The sequence below is a fragment of the Streptomyces sp. LE64 genome, assembly GCF_052606915.1.
This window is the reverse complement of sequence record NZ_CP199708.1, coordinates 6,655,660-6,677,949: the sequence shown is the minus strand read 5'-3', so window position 1 is coordinate 6,677,949 and position 22,290 is coordinate 6,655,660. Positions and strand designations below refer to the sequence as shown.

The window sequence follows — 22,290 nt, the reverse complement described above, 5'->3', positions numbered from 1 at the left end:
AAGGCGTACCTAAACGTCACCGCAAGTGGGGGCCGGCTTCCGTTGTGGAAGCCGGCCCCCGGGGCTGCCCGGCCGGTGCACCCGTCACACGGGCCGCCGGGGCGTGCCCGACGGGGGGCTACCTACCGAGGAAGGCGTCGTGGAGCGTGACCGTCGACCGGTTGCCCCGGGTGTCGGTGACCACGGCCCGCAGCGACACCGCCCTGCCCCCCGCAGGTGCCCGCACGATGACCTCGTCCGCGCTGACCGGGGCGGACTGCCACTTCTTGCCGTCGTAGGACACCGAGACCCGGAGCTTCTTCAGGCCGGCGCCGGCCGCCGCGCCCTGCACCACGACCGGAACGCGCACCCTGCCGCCCGCGGGGACGGTGGAGTCCAGTGCGAGCTCCGGGCGGAAGCGGACCGTGGACACCGGCAGCATCGTCGGGGCGTCGGTGCGGGCCGAGGTGAAGGTCCACGAGGCGTCGATCCGGGTGCCGGCACGGTGGAGGGCGGGGTTGCGCCGGACCGTGGTGGACACCGTGTACGCGGCGGCCTCCGGGGGCAGCGCGAACGTCCGCGCGTCGACGGCCGCGTCCTCCTGCGCGTACAGCACGCCGTTGCGGTGGATGGTGGTGCTCGCGCTGGTGTACCGGGCGAAGCCGAGGTGCCCCGCACCGTCACCGGCGAGCGTCAGCGAGCCGTACAACTGGTCGCCGTCGCGCACGATTCCGCTGCCGGCGTCCATCTGCGGGCCCAGCACACCGGCGTGGAAGTCCTCGGTGCGCGTGCTGCCCGCCGCGTACCGGCGCGAGACGGTGCCGTAGGCCGCGTCGAAGGACCGGAACCCCTGGGCGTCCGGCTCCCCCAGCACCCCCGCCTCGATCTGCCAGGCCGCCCCGTCGTCCGTGGACAGGTGCACGTTGCGGGTGCCCGGCGCCGGCTGCACCCGGAAGGCCGATACCACGCCGGAACCGCCGGGCAGTTCGCCGTGCGCGGCGAGGGCGCCCTGGGCTCCGGGCCCCGAGGCGCCGATGCCCGCCTTCACCAGGGCGAGGTCCCCGGCCGCGAAGGTCCGGTGGTACCCGTCGGCGAGGCGCTGCACCGGGCCGCCGGTGAGGACGTAGTACTCGTCGGCGCCCCGGGCCCAGTGACCGGACCAGGACTGCCGGAGCGTTCCGTCGAGCCGCTGCGGACCCTGGTAGGCGGTGCGGAGGTTGTCGAAGCTGGTGAACTCGCCGCCCTGGAGGAAGGCCGTCCCGTTCGTCTCCAGCACGTACAGCATGCCCGCCCGCGTCGGACGCGCGGCCGGGTCCGGCACCGTGATCGTCACCGGCTTGGTGGTGCGGGCGTCGAGGGTGACGGTCGTGGGGCCGGTCACGGAGAACTGCGGGTTGTCGATCAGATCGGCTCCCTTGGCCGGAGCGGCGGGATCGACCAGCAGGTTGGCCGCGAGGGCGTAGGTGCCGCGCGGCATCCGTATCGTGGTGGAGCCGGACGAGAGGTCGGGCAGGAAACGGCGGTCGGTGGCGGCGCCCGCGTAGCCCAGCAGTTCCGCCTGCCAGCCGGTGCCCGGAGCGCCGTCGCGCCCGAAGGTCTCGAAGGTGACGTCGTACGACTCGCCCTCGCGTTCCACCGCGGCCGCGGTCCGGACGGTCTGGCCGCCGCCGGAGGCGACGACGGTCGTCGTGTACGAGCCGTCGACGGCACCGCCGATCCGGGTGTCGGCCGTCAGCTCCACGGCGGCGGTGCCGCCCGCCGGAACCGTGACGCGCGGGGTCCCCAGGGTGAAGAAGCCGGCGGGGGCCGGCTGTCCGTCGCCTCCGGTGGGCGCCGCCAACGCCAGGTCCAGCACCACGTCGGTGGTGCCGCCGTTGCGGTACGTCACCTGCCGGGTGACGGGCGTGTCGTCCTGGTGGGGCCAGTGTTGGACGCCCAGGTCGATCGAGCCGGGCTCGGCGACGACCGTCTGGTCGATCGCCCGGTCGACCGCGATGCGACCCGCGCCCTGGTGGAACACCGAGGAGGCACCGCCCTGGGCGGAGGCCGTGAGCACCGCCTTGAGCCGGGCGCCCGTCCAGGTGGGGTTCTTCTGCTTCAGGAGCGCCGCGGCGCCCGCGACGTGCGGGGTCGCCATGGACGTGCCGTCCTTGCTGACGTACCCGGGCGGGTACTGTCCGCCGGTGCCCTCGGCGGCCGCCGCCGTGATCCCGACGCCCGGCGCGGTGACGTCCGGCTTGATCGCGTGGTCGCCGGTGCGCGGCCCCACCGCGGAGAAGTCGGCAGTCAGATCGTTGTCGTCGACCGCACCGACGGTCAGCGCGGCGTCGGCGCTGCCCGGGGAGGCCACCGTGGACCGGCCCGGGCCGCTGTTGCCGGCGGCGACGGCGAACAGGACGCCCTTCTCCGCGGAGAGCTTGTTGATCTGGGCTTCGGTCGGGTCGATGCCCGGCGTGTCGGGGCTGCCCAGGCTCATGTTGACGATGTCGGCGCCCTGGGCCACGGCCCAGTCGACCCCGGCCAGGATGCCCGAGTCCTCCCCCTCGCCCCGGTCGTCCAGCACCTTGGCGCTGATCAGCTGGGCTCCGGGGGCGACCCCCTTGAACCTGCCGTCCTTCGTTCCGCTGCCGGCGGCGACGGAGGCCACGTGCGTTCCGTGCCCGTCACGGTCGCGGGCGTCCGGGGACCTGCTGAAGTTCCGCTCCGCCACCACCCGTCCCGCGAGGTCCGGATGGGTGGCGTCGATCCCGGTGTCCACGACGGCGATCTTCACCCCGGTGCCGTCGTACGAGCGGGCCCAGGCGGACGGCGCGCCGATCCGCCCGGTGCTGCGGTCGAGCGACGCCTTGCGCACCCCGTCCAGCCAGATCCGGGCGATGCCGGAGGTCCTGGCCGCCGAACCGTCGCGGGTCGGACGGGTCAGGGCGTCCCACAACGCCCCGGTGCTGTCGGTGGCGCTGGTGACGGCGTCCGCGTCGAGGGCGGAGAGGGTCCGGCGGACGGTGGTGCCCTCGGCGGACCGCACCCCCGCACGGGCGGCGTCGGCGGCGCCGCCCCGGTAGCCGACGATCACCTTGAGTCCCGCCCGGTGGGCCCTGCGGGTCTCCGGCCTCGTCAGTTCGGTGACGTCGAACAGCCGCCGGTCCAAGGTGCCGTCCGCGATCAACCGCCGGGCGTCCCGCGGCACCACGTAGGTGCGGCCGTCGTGGACCTGGGTGAAGAAGGGCATGTCCTCGCGGCCGTCGGCCCGTTGGATGCCGCCGACACGGCCCCGCGCGTCCACGCGGACCCGGTCGCCGGTGATCAGGGTGACGGTGCGGACGGTTCCGGCCCCGTCGGCGAGGCGCTTCGCCGCCGCCGACGGGCCCGGCCCCGGACCGGCCTCGGCGGCCGACGCCGGGCCGGTCATGCCCGCCGTCAGGGCCACGACGCACCCGGCGGCAACAACGGCCGGGCACGCCCTCTTTGCTGGTGTGCGCAAGATTCCCCCTGCTCAGGAGTGAAGGGGGCGGGCGGGGGCCCGCCCCTGGGGGGCGCCCTCGATGGGTGTACGCCCCGGTAACCCGCGCAGTATGCCCAGGCCGTTTCGACGCACTCAATGATCGTTGTGTAACAGCGTTCCGGGGCAGGCGAGTTGCGGCGATCACCGTCGTTCCGACGAGGACGCATCCGCTGCGGACGCGGGCGCACGGGCTACCCTCGGACGGATGATGACGGCCGTTCCCCCGCCGCACCGGACGAGCTGCCCGGGCCCGGCCGCGGCACGCTCCGACCCGAGGAAGGCGCCTTGACGAACCCTGCGAGCCCCCGCCCGCCCGCCGACGCCCTCGACGAGGACCGACTGGTCGAGATCGGCCGCGCCCTCTTCGTCGGCCGCGCGGAGGCGCCGGCGCTGACCACCGTCCGACTTCCCGAGGGCCTGGGCATCTGTCTGGTGCACGCCGTCCGCGGGGGCGGCAAGGTCTACGTCGCTCCCGACGGGAGCGTTCTCTTCGTGGGCTCGGCCCTCGACTTCGACGCCGGTCTGGCGACGTTCCGGGCCGGGGCGCGCACCCTTCGCGAGGCGTCCGGTTCCGAGCGTCACCTGGGCCTTCGCCGTGCACCGGACTAGGCTGGTAGAGGACTCGGGGCCGCTCCACTCCGGGAGGCGAGTGACCATGGCTGGGCTGGTGATCCGTAACTTCGATGCTGCGGACGAAACACGGCCGTTCGAAGAGGGCAAGGGCAGGTTGGACCTGCTGCACACGGCCGGCGGCCCCGTCGGCCTGGCCGTCTTCCAACCGGGCTGGCGCTGGTCGGAGCACGTCAAACCGCTGGCGGGGACCGACAGCTGCCGGTCGGCCCACACCGGCTACGTGGTCAGTGGCCGTCTGAAGATCGTCATGGACGACGGGGAGAGCGCCGAAGCCGCTGCGGGCGACTTCATCGAGGTGTCGCCCGGTCACGACGCCTGGGTGATCGGCGACGAAGCCTGCGTGGCACTGGACTGGACCGGATACGGGGACTACGCCAAGCCCGCTTGAGCCGGGCCCCGCCGCCGCGCGGAAGCCTCCCTCGGGATGCTCCTATGGATGTCAAGCGGCTTCAGTGAGGTCGCTTTGAGTGGTTTGCGGGTTGGTGTCGGTGGTCCGGATCGACCGCATCAGGACGCGGTAGACCTCGCGGGCAACATGTCGTTTCAGGCAGCGCATGATGTCCTTGGTCGCGAGTCCGTCGGCGGTACGCCGTGCGACGTAGGCGCGGGTGCGTTCGTCCCAGCGCATGCGGCACAGCACGATGGTGTGCAGGGCATGGTTGGCGGCGCGGTCGCCGCCGCGGTTGAGGCGGTGCCGGTCCCGGCGGCCGGACGAGGCTGGTATCGGTGCCACCCCGCACAGGTGGGCGAAGGCGGCCTCGGAGCGTAGCCGGTCAGGGTTGTCGCCGACGGTGGCCAGGAGCTGTCCGGCCACGTCCGTGCCTACGCCCTTGAGGGCCAGCAGGTCCGGGGCGGCCTGGGCGGTGAGGGTCTTCAGCTCGGCCTGCAGCTCGTCGGCCTCCTCGGTCAGCGCCAGGATGCGTTTGCCCAGGCGGCGCAGGGCGGCCTTGACCGCGTGGGCGGGGTCGGTGAGGTCGTCGCCAGGTCGGAGCCGGGCGCATGCCCTGGCCAGGGCGGCGGTCGACAGTCCGCGCAGCTGGGCGCGCAGGGCTTCAGGTGCGGTAACCAGCAGCTGCCGGGCCTGGTTGACAGCCTGAGTGCGGGACTTGACCGCCGATCGGCGCACCACCCGCAGCGCGCGGACCGCTTCCACGATGCCGTCCCGGGTCTTGGGAGTGCCGCTGGCCCGGCCGGAGGCCACCGCCTCGGCGGCGGCGTAGGCGTCGATCGGGTCGGACTTGCCCTTCATCCGGCGCGTCTTGCGGTCCGGGCGGTCGACCTCGATCACCGTCAGCCCGGCCCGGCCCAGGGTGCGGGCGAGCTCAGCGCCGTAGGCGCCGGTGCCCTCCACCCCGACCCGGGTGACGTGCCCAAACGAGCGCAGCCAGGCCAGCAGTTGCCGGTATCCGGCACCGGTGGCGGGGAACTCGCGGTCGGCCAGGTGGCGGCCGAGCCGATCGATCACGGCCGCGTGGTGGGTCTCGCCGTGCGTGTCCACACCCCCTGTGACTTCCAGGGCCTGGTCCGTCATGCTGGTCACTGCCGTCCTCTCGCTGATCCCGGTAGGCGGCACGCGCCGGCCAGGCGGGCGGACAAGACAGTGGCGGGGCTTCTTGACCAAGCTCCTATAAGGTCACGGGCGCCCGTCCGGTCGCGTGCGGTGGCTCCTCCGCGCGGGCCGACGAATCCCGCAAAGGACAGCCAGTCGGCGTCGGTCAGTCCGTGAGTCAGACCCAGCGGAGAAGCCACGTCACATCCTCACTGTCAGTCCCCCTTCGCGAAGACGAGCACCTCCGTGGAGCCGATGCCCATGGGCGCCAGGAAGCTGGCCTCCAGGCCGCATCCGAGGCTCTCGAAGAGGTCGACGCACGTCTGACGCGGCAGGGCCGCCGGGTAGGAGTCGTGGCCCGCGCCGCCCCGGGCCGCCCAGGCGTGCACCGCGGCCGGGTCCAGGCAGGTCTCCGTCATCACGTCGAAGACGATCCGGCCGCCGGGCCGGGTCACCCGGGCCATTTCGAGGAAGTAGCGGGCGGCGCAGAGGAAGGTCACGGTGTTGAAGACCTTGTGGGCCTGGACGAGGTCGACGCTGCCGTCCGGTGTCGGGGCGAGGCTGCTCCCCTCGGTCGGCCGGGCCACCACGCCGAAGGTGTCCACCAGGTGTGCGGCCCAGGGCGCGGCGGTCTCGTAGATCTCGTAGCGGCTCGGCGAGCACTCCTTCAGCGTCTTCTCCAGGTACCGCCCGGAACCGGGGCCGATCTCCAGCACCGTGTCGGGCTTCGCGGCGTAGACGCCGAGGGTGCGCAGTTCGTCGACGGTGGACTGGGTGGCGCCGGGCGTTCCGTTCATGACCTCGTCGATGTGGTCGCCCACCGACAGGCCGGACGCCCGGGCGGCCCTCATCGTCGCCTCGAAGGGGAGGAAGTCGTCGACGCCCCCGCGGTTGTTGGTGCTGCGCACGACGTCGAAGCCGGTACGGCCGATGAGCCGTTTGACCGCCGCCCTCGCCGCTGCCGTGCCCCTGTCCACTGCCCTCATGAAACGCTCCCCCCGGTCGTCCCGTGCCTTCGGTGCCAGCATAGGTTCGCGGACGGCCACCCGCGGGCGGGACGGGCAATCCGCCGCACGGTCGACCGCTTCCGGTCCCCGTGGCGCTGGCGCGTTCCCTCAAGTCCCCTACGGGAGAGGCACCATGTCGACACGTTCGGTCCGAAACGGCACCCTTTCGGTGGTGTTGCCACGAGGGGAACGTTGGCTAGGGTGACGCGAAGGAACTGACCCGGGTCCAACGACCGTCCGTGCGACCCGTGTTCGGACCCGAAGGGCCCCACCACGGGGAGCGGGTACCGGGACACGGGCCGGCGACGGGTCCACCGGCGCCCGGCACGGGTACCGGACCGCCCGGCCGGAGCGATACAGGAGGCCGCTGCTTCATGGCTGCCCAACGGTCGGAGCAGGGGACGCCCCCTCCTCCCGCCTCGAACGGTCGTGACCCGGAGGGCGGTCCATCCGCCCCCGCGGACCGCCGCCGGACCGCGGGGGCGGGTGGACCGGTGCTCCCGCCCTCGCTGCGCACCCGGCTCGGTGCGGTCGCGGTGCTGGCCGCACTGGTGGTCGGGGCGCTCGGGGTCCGGTACGCCGGTCACGACCGGCCCGGCGGGGTGGACGCGTGGTGGTGGCCGGCGGCGGAGGGCCTGGGGCCCTCGTGGCGGCGCGTCGCCCTGGCCACCGACTTCCTGGGGGAACCCCTGGGGGCGGCGGCGCTGGTCCTGGTCGCCGTGGTGGGCTGTCTGCGGCTTCGGCGGCCTCGTGCCGCGGCGCTCGTCGTGGTCGGCACCGGCACCGCCGTGGTGACCACGAAGCTGCTGAAGCCCCTGGTGGGGCGCACCATCCATGACGGCCACCTGGCCTACCCGAGCGGGCACACCGCCTTCCTGACCGCGTTCGCCCTCGTCCTGGCCCTGCTGCTGGTCGGACGGCTCGCTCCGGGGAGGGCGGTCGGCCTCTCCTGGGTGCTCGCCGCGGCGCTGGTCGCCGGCGGCGCCATGGGCTGGGCGCAGGTCGCTCTGGGCGCGCACTATCCCACCGACGCCCTCGGCGGCTGGTGCACGGCGCTGGCGGTGGTTCCGGCGACCGCGTGGCTGGTCGACCGGGCGGCTCCCGCCGGGCGGCGGGAGCGCCGGTGACGGTGCGTCAGGCCCGGCGGCGGAAGACGGGCCGCACCGGCCGCCCGCCCGTCCAGGGGGCGGGGTCGTCGGCGTCCAGTGCCTTCCGGTAGACCGCGCACGCCCGGGCCACGGTGTCGACGGTGTGGTCGATGTCGGCGTCGGTGAGCGCGCTGCTCACCACGAACGACGGGGCGAGCACCCCGCCCGCGAGGAGTTGTCGCAGGAACAGGGTGCGGTAGGGCTGCGAGGGCTGCCGGTTCTCGTCGAGGGTGGCGAAGACCAGGTTGCTGGCCCGGCCCCGGACCACGAGGTGGTCGCCGACGCCCGCGCCGGCGGCGGCCTCGCGGACACCGGTGGCCAGCCGCTCGCCGAGGGCGTGCAGCCGCGCGGTGATCCCCTCCTCGACGTAGGTGGTGAGCACGGCCATCGCGGCGGCCAGCGAGTGCGTTTCCGCACCGTGCGTGGTGGACAGCAGGAACACCCGGTCGTGGGCGTGGCGCAGCCCGCCCCGTTCCATGAGCTCCCGGCGGCCGGCCAGCGCGGAGACGGCGAAGCCGTTGCCGAGCGCCTTGCCGAAGGTGGAGAGGTCGGGGACCACCCCGTACAGGCCCTGGGCGCCCGCTTCGGACCAGCGGAGGCCGGTGATCATCTCGTCGAAGACCAGGACGCAGCCGTGCCGGTCGGCCAGTTCGCGCAGGCCGGCCAGGTACCCGGGGGCGGGGTCGGCGCCGTTCGCACGGGGCGGTGGCTCGGTGTGTCCGGTGGGTTCGAGGATCAGGCAGGCGATCTCGCCCCGGTACCGGCTGAGGAGTTCCTCGGTGGCCACCAGGTCCCCGTAGGGGAAGGCCACGGTGAGCTCGGTGGTCGTCGCCGGGATGCCGGCGTCCATCGGGGTGGTGCCGATGAACCAGTCGTCGACGGAGAAGAACGGGTGGTCGCCGCAGACGGCCACCCGTGGGCGCCCGGTGACGGCGCGGGCGAGGCGTACCGCGGCGGTGGTGGCGTCGGAGCCGTTCTTCGCGAACTTCACCATCTCGGCGGTCGGCACGGTGGCCAGGAAGCGCTCCGCCGCCTCGGCCTCCACGAGGGACGGCCGCACGAAGTTGCTGCCGCGGTCGAGTTCCCGGCGCACCGCTTCGAGCACCCGGGGGTGGGCATGGCCCAGGCTGACCGACCGCAGCCCGGACCCGTACTCGACGTAGCGGTTGCCGTCGACGTCCCAGACGTGGGCGCCACGGCCGTGGCTGATGACCGGGGCCAGGTCCTCGGGGTACTGGTCGTCGCCCTTGGCATAGGTGTGGGCGCCGCCGGGGATCGCGGCATGCAGCCGTTCGTTGGCCCGTCGGGACCGGGGCAGGTGGAACTCGTCCGCGTCCACGCCGACCTCACTTCTCTCGCCGGTGCAGGACCTCGGCGAGGCTCGGGGCCCCACGGTCCCGGGGGGACACCGAGGTGGCCGGCAGCGGCCACGGAATGGCGAGTTCGGGGTCGTCGAAGGCGATCGTCACGTCCTCGGCCGGATCGTGCTCGCGGTCGATCCGGTAGGAGACGTCGGCGGTCTCGGTGAGCGCCTGGAAGCCGTGTGCGCACCCCGCCGGGACGTACAGGGTCGTCTGCGTCTCGCCGGACAGTTCGAAGAAGGCCCGGTTGCGGTAGGTCGGCGAATCGGCCCGCAGGTCCACGACCACGTCGAAGACCCGGCCGTACGAGCACCGCACCAGCTTCGCCTCGCCGGCCCCGGAGCGCAGGTGCAGTCCGCGCAGCACCCCCTGCACCGAGCGGGACACGCTGTCCTGGACGAAGGCGTCCGGGTCGAGGCCGACGGAGCGGGCCGCTTCGGCGTCGAAGGTGCGGCAGAAGAAGCCGCGCTCGTCGGCGTACGGCGTCGGCTCGAACAGGTACGCGCCGTCGATCGCCGGGACTGCGGTCGCTTTCACGGTGCCTCTCTCAGGGTGTGGGTGGGTGCGGCCGCCGGGAAGAGGGCCGCGGTCAGGGCGGTGAACTGCTGGTCGAGGCTCCGGGCGACGAGCCGGTTCCGCTCGGTGAGGGTCTTCCGCAGCTGCACCGCCGCCGCCTCCAGCGACCGGAACTGTTCGAGCAGTCGGTCGGCGTCGACCTCGCGGGCCGGATGGCGGTGGGCGTCCAGCCCCATCCGGGCCATGAGCGCGTCGCTCTTGGCCGCGTAGCTGAGTGCGAGCGTCGGCGTACCGACCTTCAGCGCGCAGATCAGGTTGTGGTACCGGGTCGCCACCACGGCATCGGCGGCTGCCGCCTCCTTCATCAGGTCGGCCAGCGAGCCCGCTTCGGCGGCGGTGACCAGCGGGGAGTCGACCGCGTCGAGGATCGCGGCGACCACCGGCGCGTCGCACGCGTCCCCGGTGAGCAAGCGGACCCGCCGGCCGTCCGCCACCAGCGCCCGGACGAAGCGGGTCGTCCCGTCCAGGTAGCGCCGGTGGATCTCCTCGGCCCGGGCGCGGTCGTCGTTGCCCCCGTGGAAGGCCATGACGCCCACGCAGACCGGGCCCGGTGCGTCCGGGCGGTCCCCGCGGAGTGTCGGCAGGGCGAAGGCCAGGTCGGGGTAGACCTCGTCGCGGGCGGTGTCCACGCCCATCGCCCGCATCGCCTCGCGGGACATCTCGTCCCGGTACGAGCGGTAGGCGGCCAGCCGTGCCGACCAGCGCATCAGCACCCGGGTGGGCCGGCGGCTGACGGCGGCGGCGCCGACGCTGACCAGCGCGACGCGAGTGCCGAACAGTCGGCCGCTCGCGCAGAGCAGGAAGAGCGCGTACGGGAAGCCCCACGGCCGCAGGGGCAGGGTGGCCTCCAGGACGCCCATGCCCGGCACGATCACCACGTCGTGCCGGCGCACCCACGCCGCGGTGCGGAAGGCGTCGACGAGTTTGCCCAGGCCCTTGCCCGCGATCGCGCCCGCCCGCGACGCGGTCCGGTACTCGCCGCGGTACCAGTGCAGCCGAGTCGCGGGGATCCCGTACCGGGCGGTGACGACTTCGGGGCCGCCGCACAGCGCGTCGACCACCGCGTCCGGGTGCGCGGCGCGCAGGTAGCCGAGCACCGCCTCCAGCGACCCGTCGTTGCCGATGTTGCCGGAGCCGAGCAGCCCGAACACCCCGACGCGCACCGGGGTCGCGTCCGCGGAGGTCATGCCCGCCGCCCCTCGCGGCCGGCGACGAGGGCGTCGATGGAGACGTCGAACCGGTGCGGGTCGACCGGGGCGCGGTCCTCGACCCGTTCACCGCTGCCCGGTCGTGCCCGGCTGGTCGCCCAGGCGGCCAGGTGGCGGTAGCAGGCGCGGCGGTCCGCCGGGGAGAGCGGCGCCCGTCGGATCGCGGCGACGAATCCCCACACGTACTCGGCGAGCAGCCGGGGCGTCGGGTGCAGGAGTCCGGCCCTGCGGGGGTCCAGGTTGACGCACCGGGAACGCTTGGAGGGGTTGGCCCGCTCGGCGCGGGTGGGGTGGTCGCGCCGGAAGTACAGCAGTTCGGGCACCTGGTGGAAGGGACCGTGCAGGCCGATCTCGGAGACGAAGGTGCGGTCCGCGTGGTGGTAGCTGTCGTGCGGTTTCACCCGGCGCAGCACCTCGGCGCGCATCACCCCGTAGAAGTCGTCGCCGCCGGGCTCGAACAGCATGCTGCGGAAGCGCTCGGGCGCGCGGGGCGAGTCGGTGGCGAGCCCGTACTCGTAGGGGACCTTCACCCGGCCGTCGCCGTCGATGACCGCCTGGCCGCTGTGCGCGAGGATCACCTCCGGTCGTTCGTCCAGCGCCTCCACGCAGCTCCGCAGGAGGTCGCGGGCGTACAGGTCGTCGTGGGAGGCCCACTTGAAGAGTTCGCCGCGGCACTGGGTGAACACGTAGTTGTGGTTGGGGGCGGCGCCGATGTTGCGGGGCAGCCGCAGGTAGCGGATGCGCGGGTCCTGCGCGGCGTAGCGGCGGCAGATGTCCGGGGTCCCGTCGGTCGAGGCGTTGTCGGAGACGACCAGCTCGAAGTCCTCGTAGGTCTGGCCGAGGAGGGCGTCGAGCGCCTCGGCGAGGTACTCCTCGCCGTTGTAGACGGGTAGGCCGATGCTCAGCCGGGGGGTCATGGTGTCCTCACTTCACGAAGGGTGTTCCGGTGGTGCTCGCGCAGGGCCGCGTGCAGGTGCAGCCACCACAGGGCCGAGCCGCTGACGGTCGCGGCGGCGACGCCCCAGGCCGAGCCGACCGTGCCGGCCACGGCCGCTCCGCCGAGGCCGCCGCCGACGTAGCAGGCGGAGGCGAACAGTTGGCAGCGCAGGCTGCGCCGGGCCGCGGCGAGGGCGCGCAGCCCGGCCGCGGCGCCGACGCCGAGGCCGGCTCCGGCGACGCCGAGCGCGGCCGGCACGATGAGCTCCGAGGCGGCGCCCCAGACCTCGCCGAGCACGAGTGCGCCGACCCGGTCCGGCACCAGGAGCAGCGCCGCGCCCCAGAGAAGGGCGCCGACGGCCTGTCCGGCGCCGAGCAGGAGGCAGAAGGCGCGCAGCCGGTGCGGGGCCCGTCGCAGCACCCGGGCCGCCTCCGCGACGGTGACCAGCGACAGGCCCATCAGCACGGCGAGGAACGGGCCGAGCAGGAGTTCGGCGCCCCGGACCACCCCCACCGCGCTGACTCCGACGATCGCGCCGAGGCCGTACCCCCGCAGTTGGGCGGCGCCGCTGACCCCGACGTTCTCGACCAGGTACCGGTAGCCGAGGTCGCGGTGGTCGCGGAGCCAGGCGCGTGCCCCGGCCGGTCGGGGTCGGATGCCGGACTGGAGCCAGCCGTAGCCGGCGGCGACCGAGGCGGCCGCGCCCCAGGCCAGCACGAAGGCGGTCACGCTGCCCAGGTGGTCGGCCGCCACCATGGCCGGGACCAGGGCGATGCCGCCCAGGAGGTCGTTGACGAACGCCTTGCGCCCGGTGCCGGCGGCGAAGAACGAGAACCGCCAGGCGTCCTGGAGGAGCAGGCCGGGTAGGACGACGCCGAGCGCCGCGAACGCGAGCCCCACCCGGCCGCCCACGCCCAGCCCGACCACCAGGCAGACGGCGCCGACGACGGCGCCGACCCCGAGCGCGGTGCCCGAGGACCGGGCCGCCGCCATGCGCCAGCTGGCGTCCGGCACGCCGCTGAAGCGGACCATCAGCGGGTCGGTGGCCACTCCGCGGGAGACGCCGAGCACCACGCCGTAGGTGACCCAGGCCAGGCTGAACACGCCGAACGCGGTCAACCCCAGCGAGCGGGCCACGTAGATGCCCACCGCGAAGTTGGTCATGCTGCACACCGCCTGGTCGGCCAGTCCCCAGGACAGCCGGCCGACGAGGGCCCGCCGGGCGGTGGGCCGGGCGGCGGCCGTCGTCTCCTCCCCCTCGGTGGTCATCGAGCTCACGTCTTGATCAGCCCGGCGCCGTGCAGGGCGTCGGCCGCGGCGGCGACGGTGTCGAACGGCAGCCCGGACCGCTCGGCGACGTCCAGCAGGTCGTGCTCGCCGTCGGAGAGGTTCAGCACCCAGAGCATGGCCATCTGGGCCTGCCGGGCGTCGCTCCGGCCGCCGAGCGAGGCGTACAGCCCGCGCCGGCCGAGCTGGGGTTCGCCGTGGGGGCTGAGGTTGAGGTAGCGCCGGTTGCGGTCCAGTACCGCGCACGCTTCGCGGCAGACGGCGAGGGTGTCCGCCATCGCCTCCGGGGAGACGAAGTCCGGGTTGTCCGCGGAGGTGTGGTACTCGGGGTAGCCGGCGTACGGGGTCCGGGTGAGGGAGCCCACCCCGAGGTCGAACCCGGGCGAACAGAACTGCCGCTCGTCGTAGCCGTACGGGGTGAACTCGTTGATGCGGTGGGGCCGTTCGGAGGTGCGGAGCACGTGCCGCATCACCCGGTCGATCTCCGCGTCGCCGCGTCTGCTCTGCTTGTAGGTCACCTGGCCCCGGTCGCCGGCGCAGGCCAGCACCAGTCCGTGCGCGACCCTCCCCCCGGTCCGCGGCCCCTCCCCCGGCACCGGGGACGCCCGGCCCACCCGCTCCTCGTTGCGGGCCAGCCAGGTGATCGCCCCGATGGTGCCGGGTGCGAACAGGAACCGGTAGGTGTACCAGGGGGTGCCCTCGGCCAGTTCGCGGGCCAGTTGGGTCGCCACCGCGATGCCGGCCAGGTTGTCGTTGGCCAGCGAGGGGTGGCAGACGTGGCAGGAGACGAGCACCTCGTCGGGGACCTGCCCGGGGACCACGTGTTCGGCGTAGGTGAGGTGGCCGTCGGCGAGCGTGGAGTCGATGCGCACCTCGTACTCGCCGTCCGGCAGTGCGTCCAGGGTCTCCTGGGACAGGCAGAACCCCCACTCCGGCCGGTAGTAGCTGGTGCGGTACGGCACCCAGGTCGGGTGGTCCGGCAGGGTGTGCAGGTGGTTGCGGAGTTCGGCGAGCGGCATGGTCGCCGACACCGGCACGCTGTAGCCGAGCACGTGCAGGCTGGACGCGGCGAAGTCGACGACCCGGTTGCCCGCGCCGTCGGCGACGTACGCGTCCGTGATGTTCCATTCCTGGGGCACCGTCCAGTCGAGCACCTGCGTGCCGGTGGGCACCTCGTGCATCTGGAGCGGGAGCTGTTCGCCGATGATCTCCAGGGTGGCGCGCACCCCGTCGCCGGTGATGCTCCGGCAGAGCGGGTACAACCGCTCCACGAGGGCGTGCATCCGTTCGCCGGTCGAGGTCATCGGCGCCACCGCAGGGTGTCGTCGACGGTGTCGGCCTCGGCCGCCGCGCGCAGCACGGCCAGCCGGGTGAAGCGGCGTTCGAAGTCCTCCCGGGTCAGCCGGTGTTCGCGGTAGGCGTCGGCGAGTTCCAGCGCGCCCCGCTTCACCGTCCACTCGCAGTCGAAGCCCGGCACCGCGGCGCGGAAGCGGGAGAAGTCCACCCGGTACGACCGCGGATCGGCACCGGTCTCGCCCGTGATCACCACCCGTGAGCCGGCCACCGCCTCGGCGACCTGCTCGGCGATCTCGGCGACCGTGACGTTGTTGGTCTCGCTGCCGATGTTGAAGGCCCGGTCGTGCACCGCCTCGCGGGGCGCGGTCAGGGCGGCTTCAAAGGCCCGTGCGATGTCGACGGCGTGCACCAGGGGGCGCCAGGGGGTGCCGTCGGAGAGCACCAGCACCTCGCCGGACAGGAGCGCGTGGCCCACCAGGTTGTTGAGCACGATGTCCGCGCGCAGCCGGGGCGAGTAGCCGAAGGCGGTGGCGTTGCGCATGTACACCGGGCTGAAGTCGTCGTCGGACAGCGCGTGCAGGTCGTCCTCCACCCGCACCTTCGACTCGGCGTACGGCGTCACCGGACGCAACGGGGCGTCCTCGGCGACCAGTTCGTCGCCGCCGGCGGCACCGTAGACGGAGCAGGTCGACGCGTACAGGAAGCGTCCCACCCCGGCGTCGCGGGCCAGCCGGGCCAGCCGCACCGAGGCGTGGTGGTTGATGTCGTAGGTGAGGTCCGGGGCCAGCGCTCCCAGCGGGTCGTTGGAGAGCGCGGCCAGGTGGATCACGGCGTCCACCCCGGCCACGTGGTCGGCCGTGAGGTCGCGCAGGTCCACCCGGTGCCCCGGCGGGTCCGCGGGTGCCGGGCCCAGCACGCAGTCGGCGAACAGGCCGGAGTCCAGCCCGACGACCTCGTGGCCGGCGGCGGCGAGGACCGGGGCCATCACGGTGCCCAGATAGCCCTGGTGTCCGGTCAGTAGTACGCGCACGTTCATTCCCCCAGGTCGAGAGTGAGTTTGGTGACGGCGAACGCCTCGGCGTAGCGGGTGTGGCATTCGATGCCGCGGATCCGCGCCAGCCCGAGGAACGCCTCCCGGTCGTACCAGGGCCGGTGGCGTTGCGAGGGGTAGTGCTCCTGGAGCAGGGCCGCCTTCCGTTCGGCGGTCTCCGGGGACAGCGGCTGGTACGCGGTCGGACGGCCGAGGTCGCCGTCCCACTTGACGATCTCGTAGCCGAGCACGAGGTGGTCGCGGAACCCGGTGGACACCAGCTTCGCCAGCCCGCGGTGGTCCTGGTGCGCGTCCTCGGTGCGCGGGGCCAGCACGAGGTCCGGTTCGGTGCGGGCCCGCAGTTCCTCGACCGCGGTCTTGGCCTCGTCCCACTGGGCGGGGAGCCGGCCGTCCGTCAGCTTGAGCACGGTCAGCCGCAGGTCGGCGCCCGGGCAGAAGGCGGCGAGCGCGTCCCGCTCCTCCTGTTCCCGCTCGCTGCCGCCGCCGGAGAGCACCAGCGCGTCGACGCGCAGGCCCGGGTGGGCGAGGCACAGGGTCAGCAGGGTGCCGCCGGCGCCGATGGCGATGTCGTCGCAGTGCGCGCCCACCGCGACGATCCCGGCCAGGCGGCCCGCGCCGAGCCGGATCACCGGTTCCCCGCTTCGGCGCCGGCCCGCTCCCACACGGCCCACGGGCGGTCTCCCCGGGCGTAGGCGGAGTCGAGTGCGGCCCGTTCCTTGACGGTGTCGGTGGGCTTCCAGAAGCCGCGGTGCTGGTACGCCACCAGCCTGCCGCGCTTGGCCAGTTGGGCGCATCCGTCGGCGACCAGGTCGCCGCCCTCGGGGATGTGGTCGAAGACCTCCTGCCGCAGCACGAAGTAGCCGCCGTTCTCCCACAGCGGCAGTTCGCTGACCGCGGTGATGCCCCCCACCAGTCCGTCCTCGCCCAACTCCACGCAGTGGAAGGAGGACTGCGGCGGAACCACCGTCATCGAGGCACCGGCGTCGCGCCGGGCGAACTGGTCGATCATCTCCGGCAGCGGGGCGTCGGTGAGCACGTCGGCGTAGTTGGCGAGGAACATCTCCTCGCCGTCCAGGTGGTGCCGCACCCGGCGCAGCCGCTCCCCGATCGGCGACTCGATGCCGGTCTGCACGAAGGTGATCGTCCAGGAGGAGATGTCGGTGGAGAGGAGTTCGGTCCGGCCGCCGCGCAGCACGAAGTCGTTGGACGTGGTCTCCTCGTAGTTGAGGAAGAAGTCCTTGATGTGGTGGGCGCCGTAGCCGAGGCACAGGATGAACTCGGTGTGCCCGTAGTGCGCGTAGTAGCGCATGACGTGCCAGATCAGCGGACGCGGGCCGACCATCGCCATCGGCTTGGGCACGTCGTCGGAGGCTCCGCTGCGCATGCGCAGCCCGTAACCGCCGCAGAACAGGACGACCTTCATGGCTTGACCTCGACAATGCTCAGTTCCGGGATGGGGAAGACCAGCCGGCCGCCCCAGGCGTGCACGAAGGAGAGTTGCTCGACGAGTTCGTCCCGCAGGTTCCAGGGCAGGACGAGCACGTAGTCCGGTCGGTCTGCGGCGATCTGCTCGGGCGAGAGGATCGGGATGCGGGTGCCGGGGGTGAACCTGCCGTGCTTGTAGGGGTTGCGGTCGACCGTGTACGGAAGCAGGTCGGGGCGGATGCCGCAGTGGTTGAGCAGGGTGTTGCCCTTGCCCGGGGCGCCGTAGCCGACGACTGTCTCGCCGCACTCGGCCGCCTCGATGAGGAACTTCAGGAGGTCCCGGCGCACCTTCGCCACCCGGGCGGAGAACTCGGTGTACCCGGACAGTTCCTGGAGCCCCGCGGCCTTCTCCCGGTCCAGCGCCTCGGCCACCCGCCGGGTCGGTTCGCCGGCGGCTTCGGCCGGTCGGGCCCAGAGGCGGATGGAGCCGCCGTGCGTGGGCAGCAGGTCCACGTCCACGAGCGTCAGCCCGCCGCTCGCCAGGGCCCGGGCCGCGGACGCCACCGTGTAGTACTGGAAGTGCTCGTGGTAGATCGTGTCGTACTGGTTCTGCTCGATCAGGGTCAGCAGGTGCTGCACCTCGATGGAGACCCAGCCGTCGTCGGCGACCAGGGCGCGCAGCCCCCGGGTGAACCCGACCACGTCGGGGATGTGCGCGTACACGTTGTTGGCCACGACCAGGTCCGCCGGGCCGTGCTCGGCGCGGACCGCGGCACCGGTGTCCGGGTCCAGGAACTCGGTGACCGTGGGCACGCCCGCTTCCCTCGCCGCGGCCCCCACGTTCACCGACGGTTCGATGCCCAGGCAGCGGACCTTGCGGTCCACCAGGTGCTTCAGCAGGTATCCGTCGTTGCTCGCGACCTCGACCACGAAGGCGTCGGGGCCGAGGTCCAACCGCTGCACGGCGTCGGCGACGAAGGCGCCCGCGTGCTCCACCCAGGAGGTGGAGTAGGAGGAGAAGTACGCGTACTGGGTGAACGTCTCCTCCGGGGTGATCAGCGGCGGGATCTGCGCGAGCCAGCAGTCGGTGCAGACCCGCAGGTGCAGCGGGTACGCCGGCTCCGGTCGGTCCAGTTGGTCTTCGGCGAGAAAGCTCTCGCACGGCGGGGTCGCTCCGAGATCGACGACGCTCACCAGCGCCTTCGAACCGCAGAGTCGGCATCCTGTCATCCGCTTCCCCCATCCCTGCCCGCGCGGGCGTCCCGCCGCGGGCCCTTGTCGTTGCCCCTCGACGGCGTGTCGTGCACGCCGCCGGACCGCAGCGCGATCGCGGTGCGGTACCCCTCTTCCAGGCGCTCCAGTCCGACAGCCGGGCTGAAGCCCTGCTCGTACCGGCGCCGGGCCGCCCGGCCCATCTCCTGGTTGCGGACCGGATCGGCCGCGACCAGACGCAGCCGGGACGCCAGCGAGTCGACCCCGTCCGGCCGGTGCAGCAGCCCGCTCACCCCGTCCTCGACGAGTTCGGCGAAGGCGCCGTGGTCGGCCGCGACGGCCGGCACCCCGGCCGCCATCGCCTCCGCGACCACCAGGCCGAACGTCTCCCGGGCCGTCGAGGGGGCGACCACGGCGACGGAGCGTGCGACGGCCGCGCGGCACTCCGCCGGGTCCCAGAGGCCGGCGTACCGCGCGTCGTCCCGGCCCGCCGCCCAGGCGGCCACTTCCCGTTCCAACGGTCCCGCACCCGCGATCACCAGTGGTGCGCCCACCCCGCCGGCCGCCGCGAGCCGGTCCCACGCGGCCATGAGCAGACGCACGCCCTTGGGCTCCGCGAGCCGGCCGAGGTAGAGCAGGTGCTCGCCCGGGCCCTCGCGACGCTCACCCGGGTCGGGCACGAAGTTGTGCTTCACCACCAGCCGTTCGGTGGGCATCCCGGAGCGCACCAGGAGGTCGCGCTGCGCCGCGGAGATGCAGAAGAACCGCTCCACGCCGGACCACCACCGCCGTCGGTTGACCGCCAGGCCGACCGCCAACGGAACCGTCGCCAACCGGGAGCCGCGGTAGCAGCCGTGCCGGACGGCGGGCAGCGGCAACGCCGGCCCCGCGCACTCGGTGCACGGCCGGCCGTCGCGGTGCAGGGTGCCGGGCGGGCACACTTGGGCGTAGTTGTGCAACGTGGCGACGACGGGGACGTCGGCGTCGGCACAGGCGGCCAGCACCGCGGGCGACAGCAGCGGGAAGACGTTGTGGACGTGCACCACGTCCGGCCGTTCGGCGCGGAGCCGGGCGGCGAGTTCGGTGCGGACGGCCGGGTTCCACGGCACCAGCAGGGGCACCGCGACCTTGGCCGGCAGGGAGCGGGCGGCGATGTCGTCGCTGCGCCGCTCGAAGGCGTCGACCCGGTGGCCGGCCGCGCGCAGCAGCGCCACCTCCTCGTCGACGACCCTGTTCTCCCCGCTCGGCTGTGCCGAGGAGTATCGGTTGTGCACTACCAGGACGTGCATGCTCAGGTCATCCTCCGGGCCCGTCGCGGGATGGGTCGTGGGGGCGTCTCGACCGTCGGGTCGGGTGCGTCCGCGGCGGGCACCGCGAGCAGCGCGGCGGCCAGCGCCAGGTGCAGCAGGTACGCCGAGGCGTCGCCGAGCCCGACCTCCGTGTACGAGGAGATCGCGCAGTAGCTGATCAGGAAGATCGCGCAGGCCCTCGACAGCGAGGGCGGCCGGAGCAGGGCGACGCCGCCCAGCACGGCGATGATCGCCGCCACCAGGACGACACCGAGCAGGCCCTGCTCGTCGTAGACGGCCAGCCAGCTGTTGTCGATGGGTAGTCCGTCGAACGACTTGTCGCCCAGACCGGTGCCGAACGCCTTCTCCCCGGCCGTCCGGGGCGCGGCCAACAGGGCGTCCCAGACCTTGGCCCGACCGGTGAGGTTGGAGAAGTTCTCCTGGCTCTGCCCGCGGAGGAACCACGCCTGGAGCGCGGAGCTGAAGGCCACCGCCGCCACCACCGCGCACACCACCGCCCGGGTGAAGAAGCGGCGGGCGGCAGGGCTGGTCAGGACGAGCGAGCCGATCGCCACGACCAGTCCGGTGAGCAGTCCGACCGTCGCCGTCCGGGTGTGGGTCATCGCCAGGAGGACCGTCGCGGGCACGATGACCACCGCCGCACCGGAGCCGGTGACCCGGCGGCCCAGCAGCAGGAGCACGGTGAGCCCGATGATCACTGCGGCGTACTGTCCGATCTGCGGCGGGGTGAGCGGCCACAGCGCGCCCACCAGCCGCCCGCCGTAGTACTCGGGCATGGCCGTGCCGGGCGCGACGACCAGACCGGCGGCCACCAGCACCAACACGGCGAAGTACCACCGGACGTGGTACCGGACGAACTCCAGGCCACCGTCCCACCAGCGGCTGAGCAGCCACAGCGTGCCGACGAAGAGGGCCAGCCTGGTGCAGCGGAACAGCGCCCCGAAGCCGGACTCCAACTGGACGCTGGAGATCAGGCTGGGCACCAGCAGCAGGGTGAGCAGGAAGACGAAGGCGCTGGGGCGCACGCGCAGCCGGAGGTTGCACGCGAGCGCCAGGGCGAACGCGGCGACCAGTGCGCCCATCGTGACCATCTGGATCAGGGAGCGGGGCAGCGGGACGACGGTCTTCGCCCCGGCGGAGCCGAGGGTGTTGAGGATCAGCAGCCCCCAGGCGAGGCCGACCGCCTTCGGTGGGGTCACGGGGCGCGGGCCGGCGTCCTGCGGCGGGTCCGCCGCGTCCGGTCCGCTCGCGGGCGCGCCGCGGCACAGGTCCGGGCCCACCGTCAACCACCGGCCCGGGTATCGAGGGTGCTGCCCGTGTCCTGCTGGTAGGGCGTGCCCTGCCACTGTCCGAAGTAGAGCACCCGGCTGGGGTCGTGGGCGACGAACTCCCACGGTCCGAGGTAGACGTTGTCGTACCAGCGGTTGCGCTGCTCGTGGGTGATCGCCCGGGAGATCCGTTCCCCGTGGTAGGGCGACCAGTTGGGGTAGGTGCCGTAGTTGGCCAGCACCGCCATCCGGTCGCACTTCTCCGTGCACCCGACGACGGACTTGTCCAGCGCGAAGCGGTTGCCGTGGACCTCCACCCGCTGGGTCTTCCACCGGCAGTCGGCGTAAAGCGGTGCGGTGGCGATGGCGGGCTGCGCGCAGCGCTCGGGGTCGGGGACCAGCAGGGTGCAGTGGCCGGAGGAGGTGTTGGCCGGGCTGTTGCAGAACCGGTCGGCGTTCTCCCACAGGGTGATGCCGGACCAGTTGTCCTCCAACACGTTCCGGTAGATCTCGATCTTGTCCGTGCGGGCCCGGATCCGCGGTTCGCCGCCGGACTCGGAGAGGTAGACCGTCGCGTAGGGGAAGGTGTCGCCGCGTTCGGCGTGCTTGCGGCCCTCCACCCAGTTGTTCCGCCGGATCGTGTTCTTCCGGATGACCGCGTTGTAACTGGTCTCGTAGATCAGTGCGGCACCGTCGTTGGCTTCGAGCAGGTTGTCCTCGATGCGGAAGTCGTTGTTGTTGGTGTCCGCCCACAGGCCGGTTCCACGGTTGTCGTGCACCCAGTTCCCGCGGACGTCGGCGCCGTCGACGGCCCAGAACTTGACGCCCGCCGTGCAGCCGCAGCCCGGCCGTCGCCGCTCCCAGTCGTCGGTGTTGTTGCCGACGATCTCGTTGCCCTCGACCACCAGGCCGCGGATCCGGCCCTCGGCCTTGTAGGCGTTCATGCCGTACTGGCCGTTGCCGCGCAGGCAGTTGGCGCGGACCCGCTGCCGGTCGCCGGCCATCAGCCCGGCGCCGGAGTTGTGCTGGATCCTCGTGTGCTCGATCAGCCACCCGTCGGCCGAGTCGTGGTTGACGACCCCCTCGTCGTGCGGGGCGACGAAGCGCTGCACGGTCAGGTGGCGGATGGTGACGTCGGGGGCGGCGCCGCCGAAGGCGTACTGGTTGGTCTTTCGACCGTCCAGCACGGCACCCGGTGCGCCGAGGTAGCTGTTCCCCTTCTTGGGGACGACCTGGGAGTAGCGGTCCGGCGTGAGCCGATGGGTGCCGGGCCGGAGCCAGAACGTGGTGTTCGGGCCGCTGCTGCGGGTCTTCGCGGCCAGGTCGCCGACCACGTCGGGGTCGACCGTCACCGCGCCCGCCGGTGCCTTCGCCGGCCCGGCCGCGGGCCCCGCGCACACCCTGGCCACGGGCCGGGCCGCGGTCGCCGAGGACGTGCCGGTCGGTTCCGCCGGGGTGCCCTGGGTGCCCACGCAGCCGGTCGTCAGCAGGGCCGGCGCCACCACCGGCACCGTCCAGCTCCGCCACTTGATCCCCACGCG

General features: G+C 73.2%; 19 protein-coding genes. 3 read left to right on the top strand and 16 right to left on the bottom strand.

Annotated features, from left to right (window positions below; genetic code table 11):
* Window positions 1-118: 118 nt before the first annotated feature.
* The gene (locus ACSMX9_RS29365; protein ID WP_445403131.1) at window positions 119-3,388 is read right to left on the bottom strand and encodes a S8 family serine peptidase; all 3,270 of its coding nucleotides are present in this window, start codon (window positions 3,386-3,388) and stop codon (window positions 119-121) included.
* Window positions 3,389-3,766: 378 nt separating this feature from the next.
* Here ACSMX9_RS29365 and ACSMX9_RS29360 point away from each other — a divergent pair, with 378 nt between their 5' ends.
* Both ACSMX9_RS29360 and ACSMX9_RS29355 read left to right on the top strand, forming a co-directional pair.
* Window positions 3,767-4,090, top strand: coding sequence for a hypothetical protein (locus tag ACSMX9_RS29360; RefSeq protein WP_366112978.1), 324 nt, complete (start codon window positions 3,767-3,769; stop codon window positions 4,088-4,090).
* Between the two features lie 46 nt (window positions 4,091-4,136).
* Window positions 4,137-4,502 (top strand): cupin domain-containing protein, encoded by a 366-nt coding sequence (locus ACSMX9_RS29355; RefSeq protein WP_445398606.1) that lies wholly within the window; start codon window positions 4,137-4,139, stop codon window positions 4,500-4,502.
* 51 nt (window positions 4,503-4,553) lie between these two features.
* On the opposite strand, the gene ACSMX9_RS29350 is transcribed toward ACSMX9_RS29355, so the two are convergent.
* Both ACSMX9_RS29350 and ACSMX9_RS29345 read right to left on the bottom strand, forming a co-directional pair.
* A complete protein-coding gene (locus tag ACSMX9_RS29350; RefSeq protein WP_445398604.1) occupies window positions 4,554-5,654 on the bottom strand; it encodes an IS110 family transposase in 1,101 nt (366 codons plus the stop codon).
* A 224-nt stretch (window positions 5,655-5,878) separates the two neighbouring features.
* Window positions 5,879-6,649, bottom strand: coding sequence for a methyltransferase domain-containing protein (locus ACSMX9_RS29345; RefSeq protein WP_445398602.1), 771 nt, complete (start codon window positions 6,647-6,649; stop codon window positions 5,879-5,881).
* A 395-nt stretch (window positions 6,650-7,044) separates the two neighbouring features.
* On the opposite strand from ACSMX9_RS29345, the gene ACSMX9_RS29340 reads away from it, so the two are divergent.
* A complete protein-coding gene (locus tag ACSMX9_RS29340; protein ID WP_445398600.1) occupies window positions 7,045-7,797 on the top strand; it encodes a phosphatase PAP2 family protein in 753 nt (250 codons plus the stop codon).
* 7 nt (window positions 7,798-7,804) lie between these two features.
* On the opposite strand, the gene ACSMX9_RS29335 is transcribed toward ACSMX9_RS29340, so the two are convergent.
* Genes ACSMX9_RS29335 through ACSMX9_RS29275 form a run of 13 tightly spaced genes read right to left on the bottom strand, consistent with a single transcriptional unit; the run spans window position 7,805 to window position 22,287 of the window.
* The gene (locus ACSMX9_RS29335; protein WP_445398598.1) at window positions 7,805-9,157 is read right to left on the bottom strand and encodes a glutamate-1-semialdehyde 2,1-aminomutase; all 1,353 of its coding nucleotides are present in this window, start codon (window positions 9,155-9,157) and stop codon (window positions 7,805-7,807) included.
* 7 nt (window positions 9,158-9,164) lie between these two features.
* A complete protein-coding gene (rfbC, locus tag ACSMX9_RS29330; RefSeq protein ID WP_366112973.1) occupies window positions 9,165-9,716 on the bottom strand; it encodes a dTDP-4-dehydrorhamnose 3,5-epimerase in 552 nt (183 codons plus the stop codon).
* Complete coding sequence (locus ACSMX9_RS29325) at window positions 9,713-10,942, bottom strand: polysaccharide pyruvyl transferase family protein (RefSeq protein ID WP_445398596.1); 1,230 nt, start codon at window positions 10,940-10,942, stop codon at window positions 9,713-9,715. Before ACSMX9_RS29325 ends, rfbC begins: the two co-directional genes overlap by 4 nt.
* The gene (locus tag ACSMX9_RS29320; RefSeq protein WP_445398594.1) at window positions 10,939-11,880 is read right to left on the bottom strand and encodes a glycosyltransferase family 2 protein; all 942 of its coding nucleotides are present in this window, start codon (window positions 11,878-11,880) and stop codon (window positions 10,939-10,941) included. Before ACSMX9_RS29320 ends, ACSMX9_RS29325 begins: the two co-directional genes overlap by 4 nt.
* The gene (locus tag ACSMX9_RS29315; protein WP_445403130.1) at window positions 11,877-13,169 is read right to left on the bottom strand and encodes a hypothetical protein; all 1,293 of its coding nucleotides are present in this window, start codon (window positions 13,167-13,169) and stop codon (window positions 11,877-11,879) included. Before ACSMX9_RS29315 ends, ACSMX9_RS29320 begins: the two co-directional genes overlap by 4 nt.
* Window positions 13,170-13,174: 5 nt before the next feature.
* Window positions 13,175-14,491 (bottom strand): DUF4910 domain-containing protein, encoded by a 1,317-nt coding sequence (locus tag ACSMX9_RS29310; protein WP_445398592.1) that lies wholly within the window; start codon window positions 14,489-14,491, stop codon window positions 13,175-13,177.
* Complete coding sequence (locus ACSMX9_RS29305) at window positions 14,488-15,513, bottom strand: NAD-dependent epimerase/dehydratase family protein (RefSeq protein ID WP_366112969.1); 1,026 nt, start codon at window positions 15,511-15,513, stop codon at window positions 14,488-14,490. Before ACSMX9_RS29305 ends, ACSMX9_RS29310 begins: the two co-directional genes overlap by 4 nt.
* A gap of 2 nt (window positions 15,514-15,515) precedes the next feature.
* On the bottom strand, window positions 15,516-16,163 hold the full coding sequence (locus ACSMX9_RS29300; protein WP_445398590.1) for a PIG-L deacetylase family protein: 648 nt from the start codon (window positions 16,161-16,163) through the stop codon (window positions 15,516-15,518).
* Window positions 16,160-16,957: a glucose-1-phosphate cytidylyltransferase gene (locus ACSMX9_RS29295; RefSeq protein ID WP_351241872.1), complete on the bottom strand. Its 798-nt coding sequence runs from the start codon at window positions 16,955-16,957 to the stop codon at window positions 16,160-16,162. The genes ACSMX9_RS29300 and ACSMX9_RS29295 overlap by 4 nt, the downstream gene beginning before the upstream one ends.
* A complete protein-coding gene (locus tag ACSMX9_RS29290; protein ID WP_445398588.1) occupies window positions 16,954-18,189 on the bottom strand; it encodes a class I SAM-dependent methyltransferase in 1,236 nt (411 codons plus the stop codon). The genes ACSMX9_RS29295 and ACSMX9_RS29290 overlap by 4 nt, the downstream gene beginning before the upstream one ends.
* Window positions 18,186-19,460: a glycosyltransferase family 4 protein gene (locus ACSMX9_RS29285; RefSeq protein WP_445398586.1), complete on the bottom strand. Its 1,275-nt coding sequence runs from the start codon at window positions 19,458-19,460 to the stop codon at window positions 18,186-18,188. Before ACSMX9_RS29285 ends, ACSMX9_RS29290 begins: the two co-directional genes overlap by 4 nt.
* A 2-nt stretch (window positions 19,461-19,462) precedes the next feature.
* Window positions 19,463-20,761, bottom strand: a complete 1,299-nt coding sequence (locus ACSMX9_RS29280; RefSeq protein ID WP_445398584.1) for an O-antigen ligase domain-containing protein — start codon at window positions 20,759-20,761, stop codon at window positions 19,463-19,465.
* A gap of 2 nt (window positions 20,762-20,763) precedes the next feature.
* Window positions 20,764-22,287: a right-handed parallel beta-helix repeat-containing protein gene (locus tag ACSMX9_RS29275; protein ID WP_445398582.1), complete on the bottom strand. Its 1,524-nt coding sequence runs from the start codon at window positions 22,285-22,287 to the stop codon at window positions 20,764-20,766.
* Window positions 22,288-22,290: the final 3 nt, after the last annotated feature.

Bases quoted from the DNA above. Each gene is read 5' to 3' on its own strand.
- ACSMX9_RS29365 (WP_445403131.1), bottom strand. From the start codon at position 3,388: ATGACCGGCCCGGCGTCGGCCGCCGAGGCCGGTCCGGGGCCGGGCCCG.
- ACSMX9_RS29355 (WP_445398606.1), top strand. From the start codon at position 4,137: ATGGCTGGGCTGGTGATCCGTAACTTCGATGCTGCGGACGAAACACGG.
- ACSMX9_RS29345 (WP_445398602.1), bottom strand. From the start codon at position 6,649: ATGAGGGCAGTGGACAGGGGCACGGCAGCGGCGAGGGCGGCGGTCAAA.
- ACSMX9_RS29340 (WP_445398600.1), top strand. From the start codon at position 7,045: ATGGCTGCCCAACGGTCGGAGCAGGGGACGCCCCCTCCTCCCGCCTCG.
- ACSMX9_RS29325 (WP_445398596.1), bottom strand. From the start codon at position 10,942: ATGACCTCCGCGGACGCGACCCCGGTGCGCGTCGGGGTGTTCGGGCTG.
- ACSMX9_RS29320 (WP_445398594.1), bottom strand. From the start codon at position 11,880: ATGACCCCCCGGCTGAGCATCGGCCTACCCGTCTACAACGGCGAGGAG.
- ACSMX9_RS29315 (WP_445403130.1), bottom strand. From the start codon at position 13,169: ATGACCACCGAGGGGGAGGAGACGACGGCCGCCGCCCGGCCCACCGCC.
- ACSMX9_RS29310 (WP_445398592.1), bottom strand. From the start codon at position 14,491: ATGACCTCGACCGGCGAACGGATGCACGCCCTCGTGGAGCGGTTGTAC.
- ACSMX9_RS29295 (WP_351241872.1), bottom strand. From the start codon at position 16,957: ATGAAGGTCGTCCTGTTCTGCGGCGGTTACGGGCTGCGCATGCGCAGC.
- ACSMX9_RS29290 (WP_445398588.1), bottom strand. From the start codon at position 18,189: ATGACAGGATGCCGACTCTGCGGTTCGAAGGCGCTGGTGAGCGTCGTC.
- ACSMX9_RS29285 (WP_445398586.1), bottom strand. From the start codon at position 19,460: ATGCACGTCCTGGTAGTGCACAACCGATACTCCTCGGCACAGCCGAGC.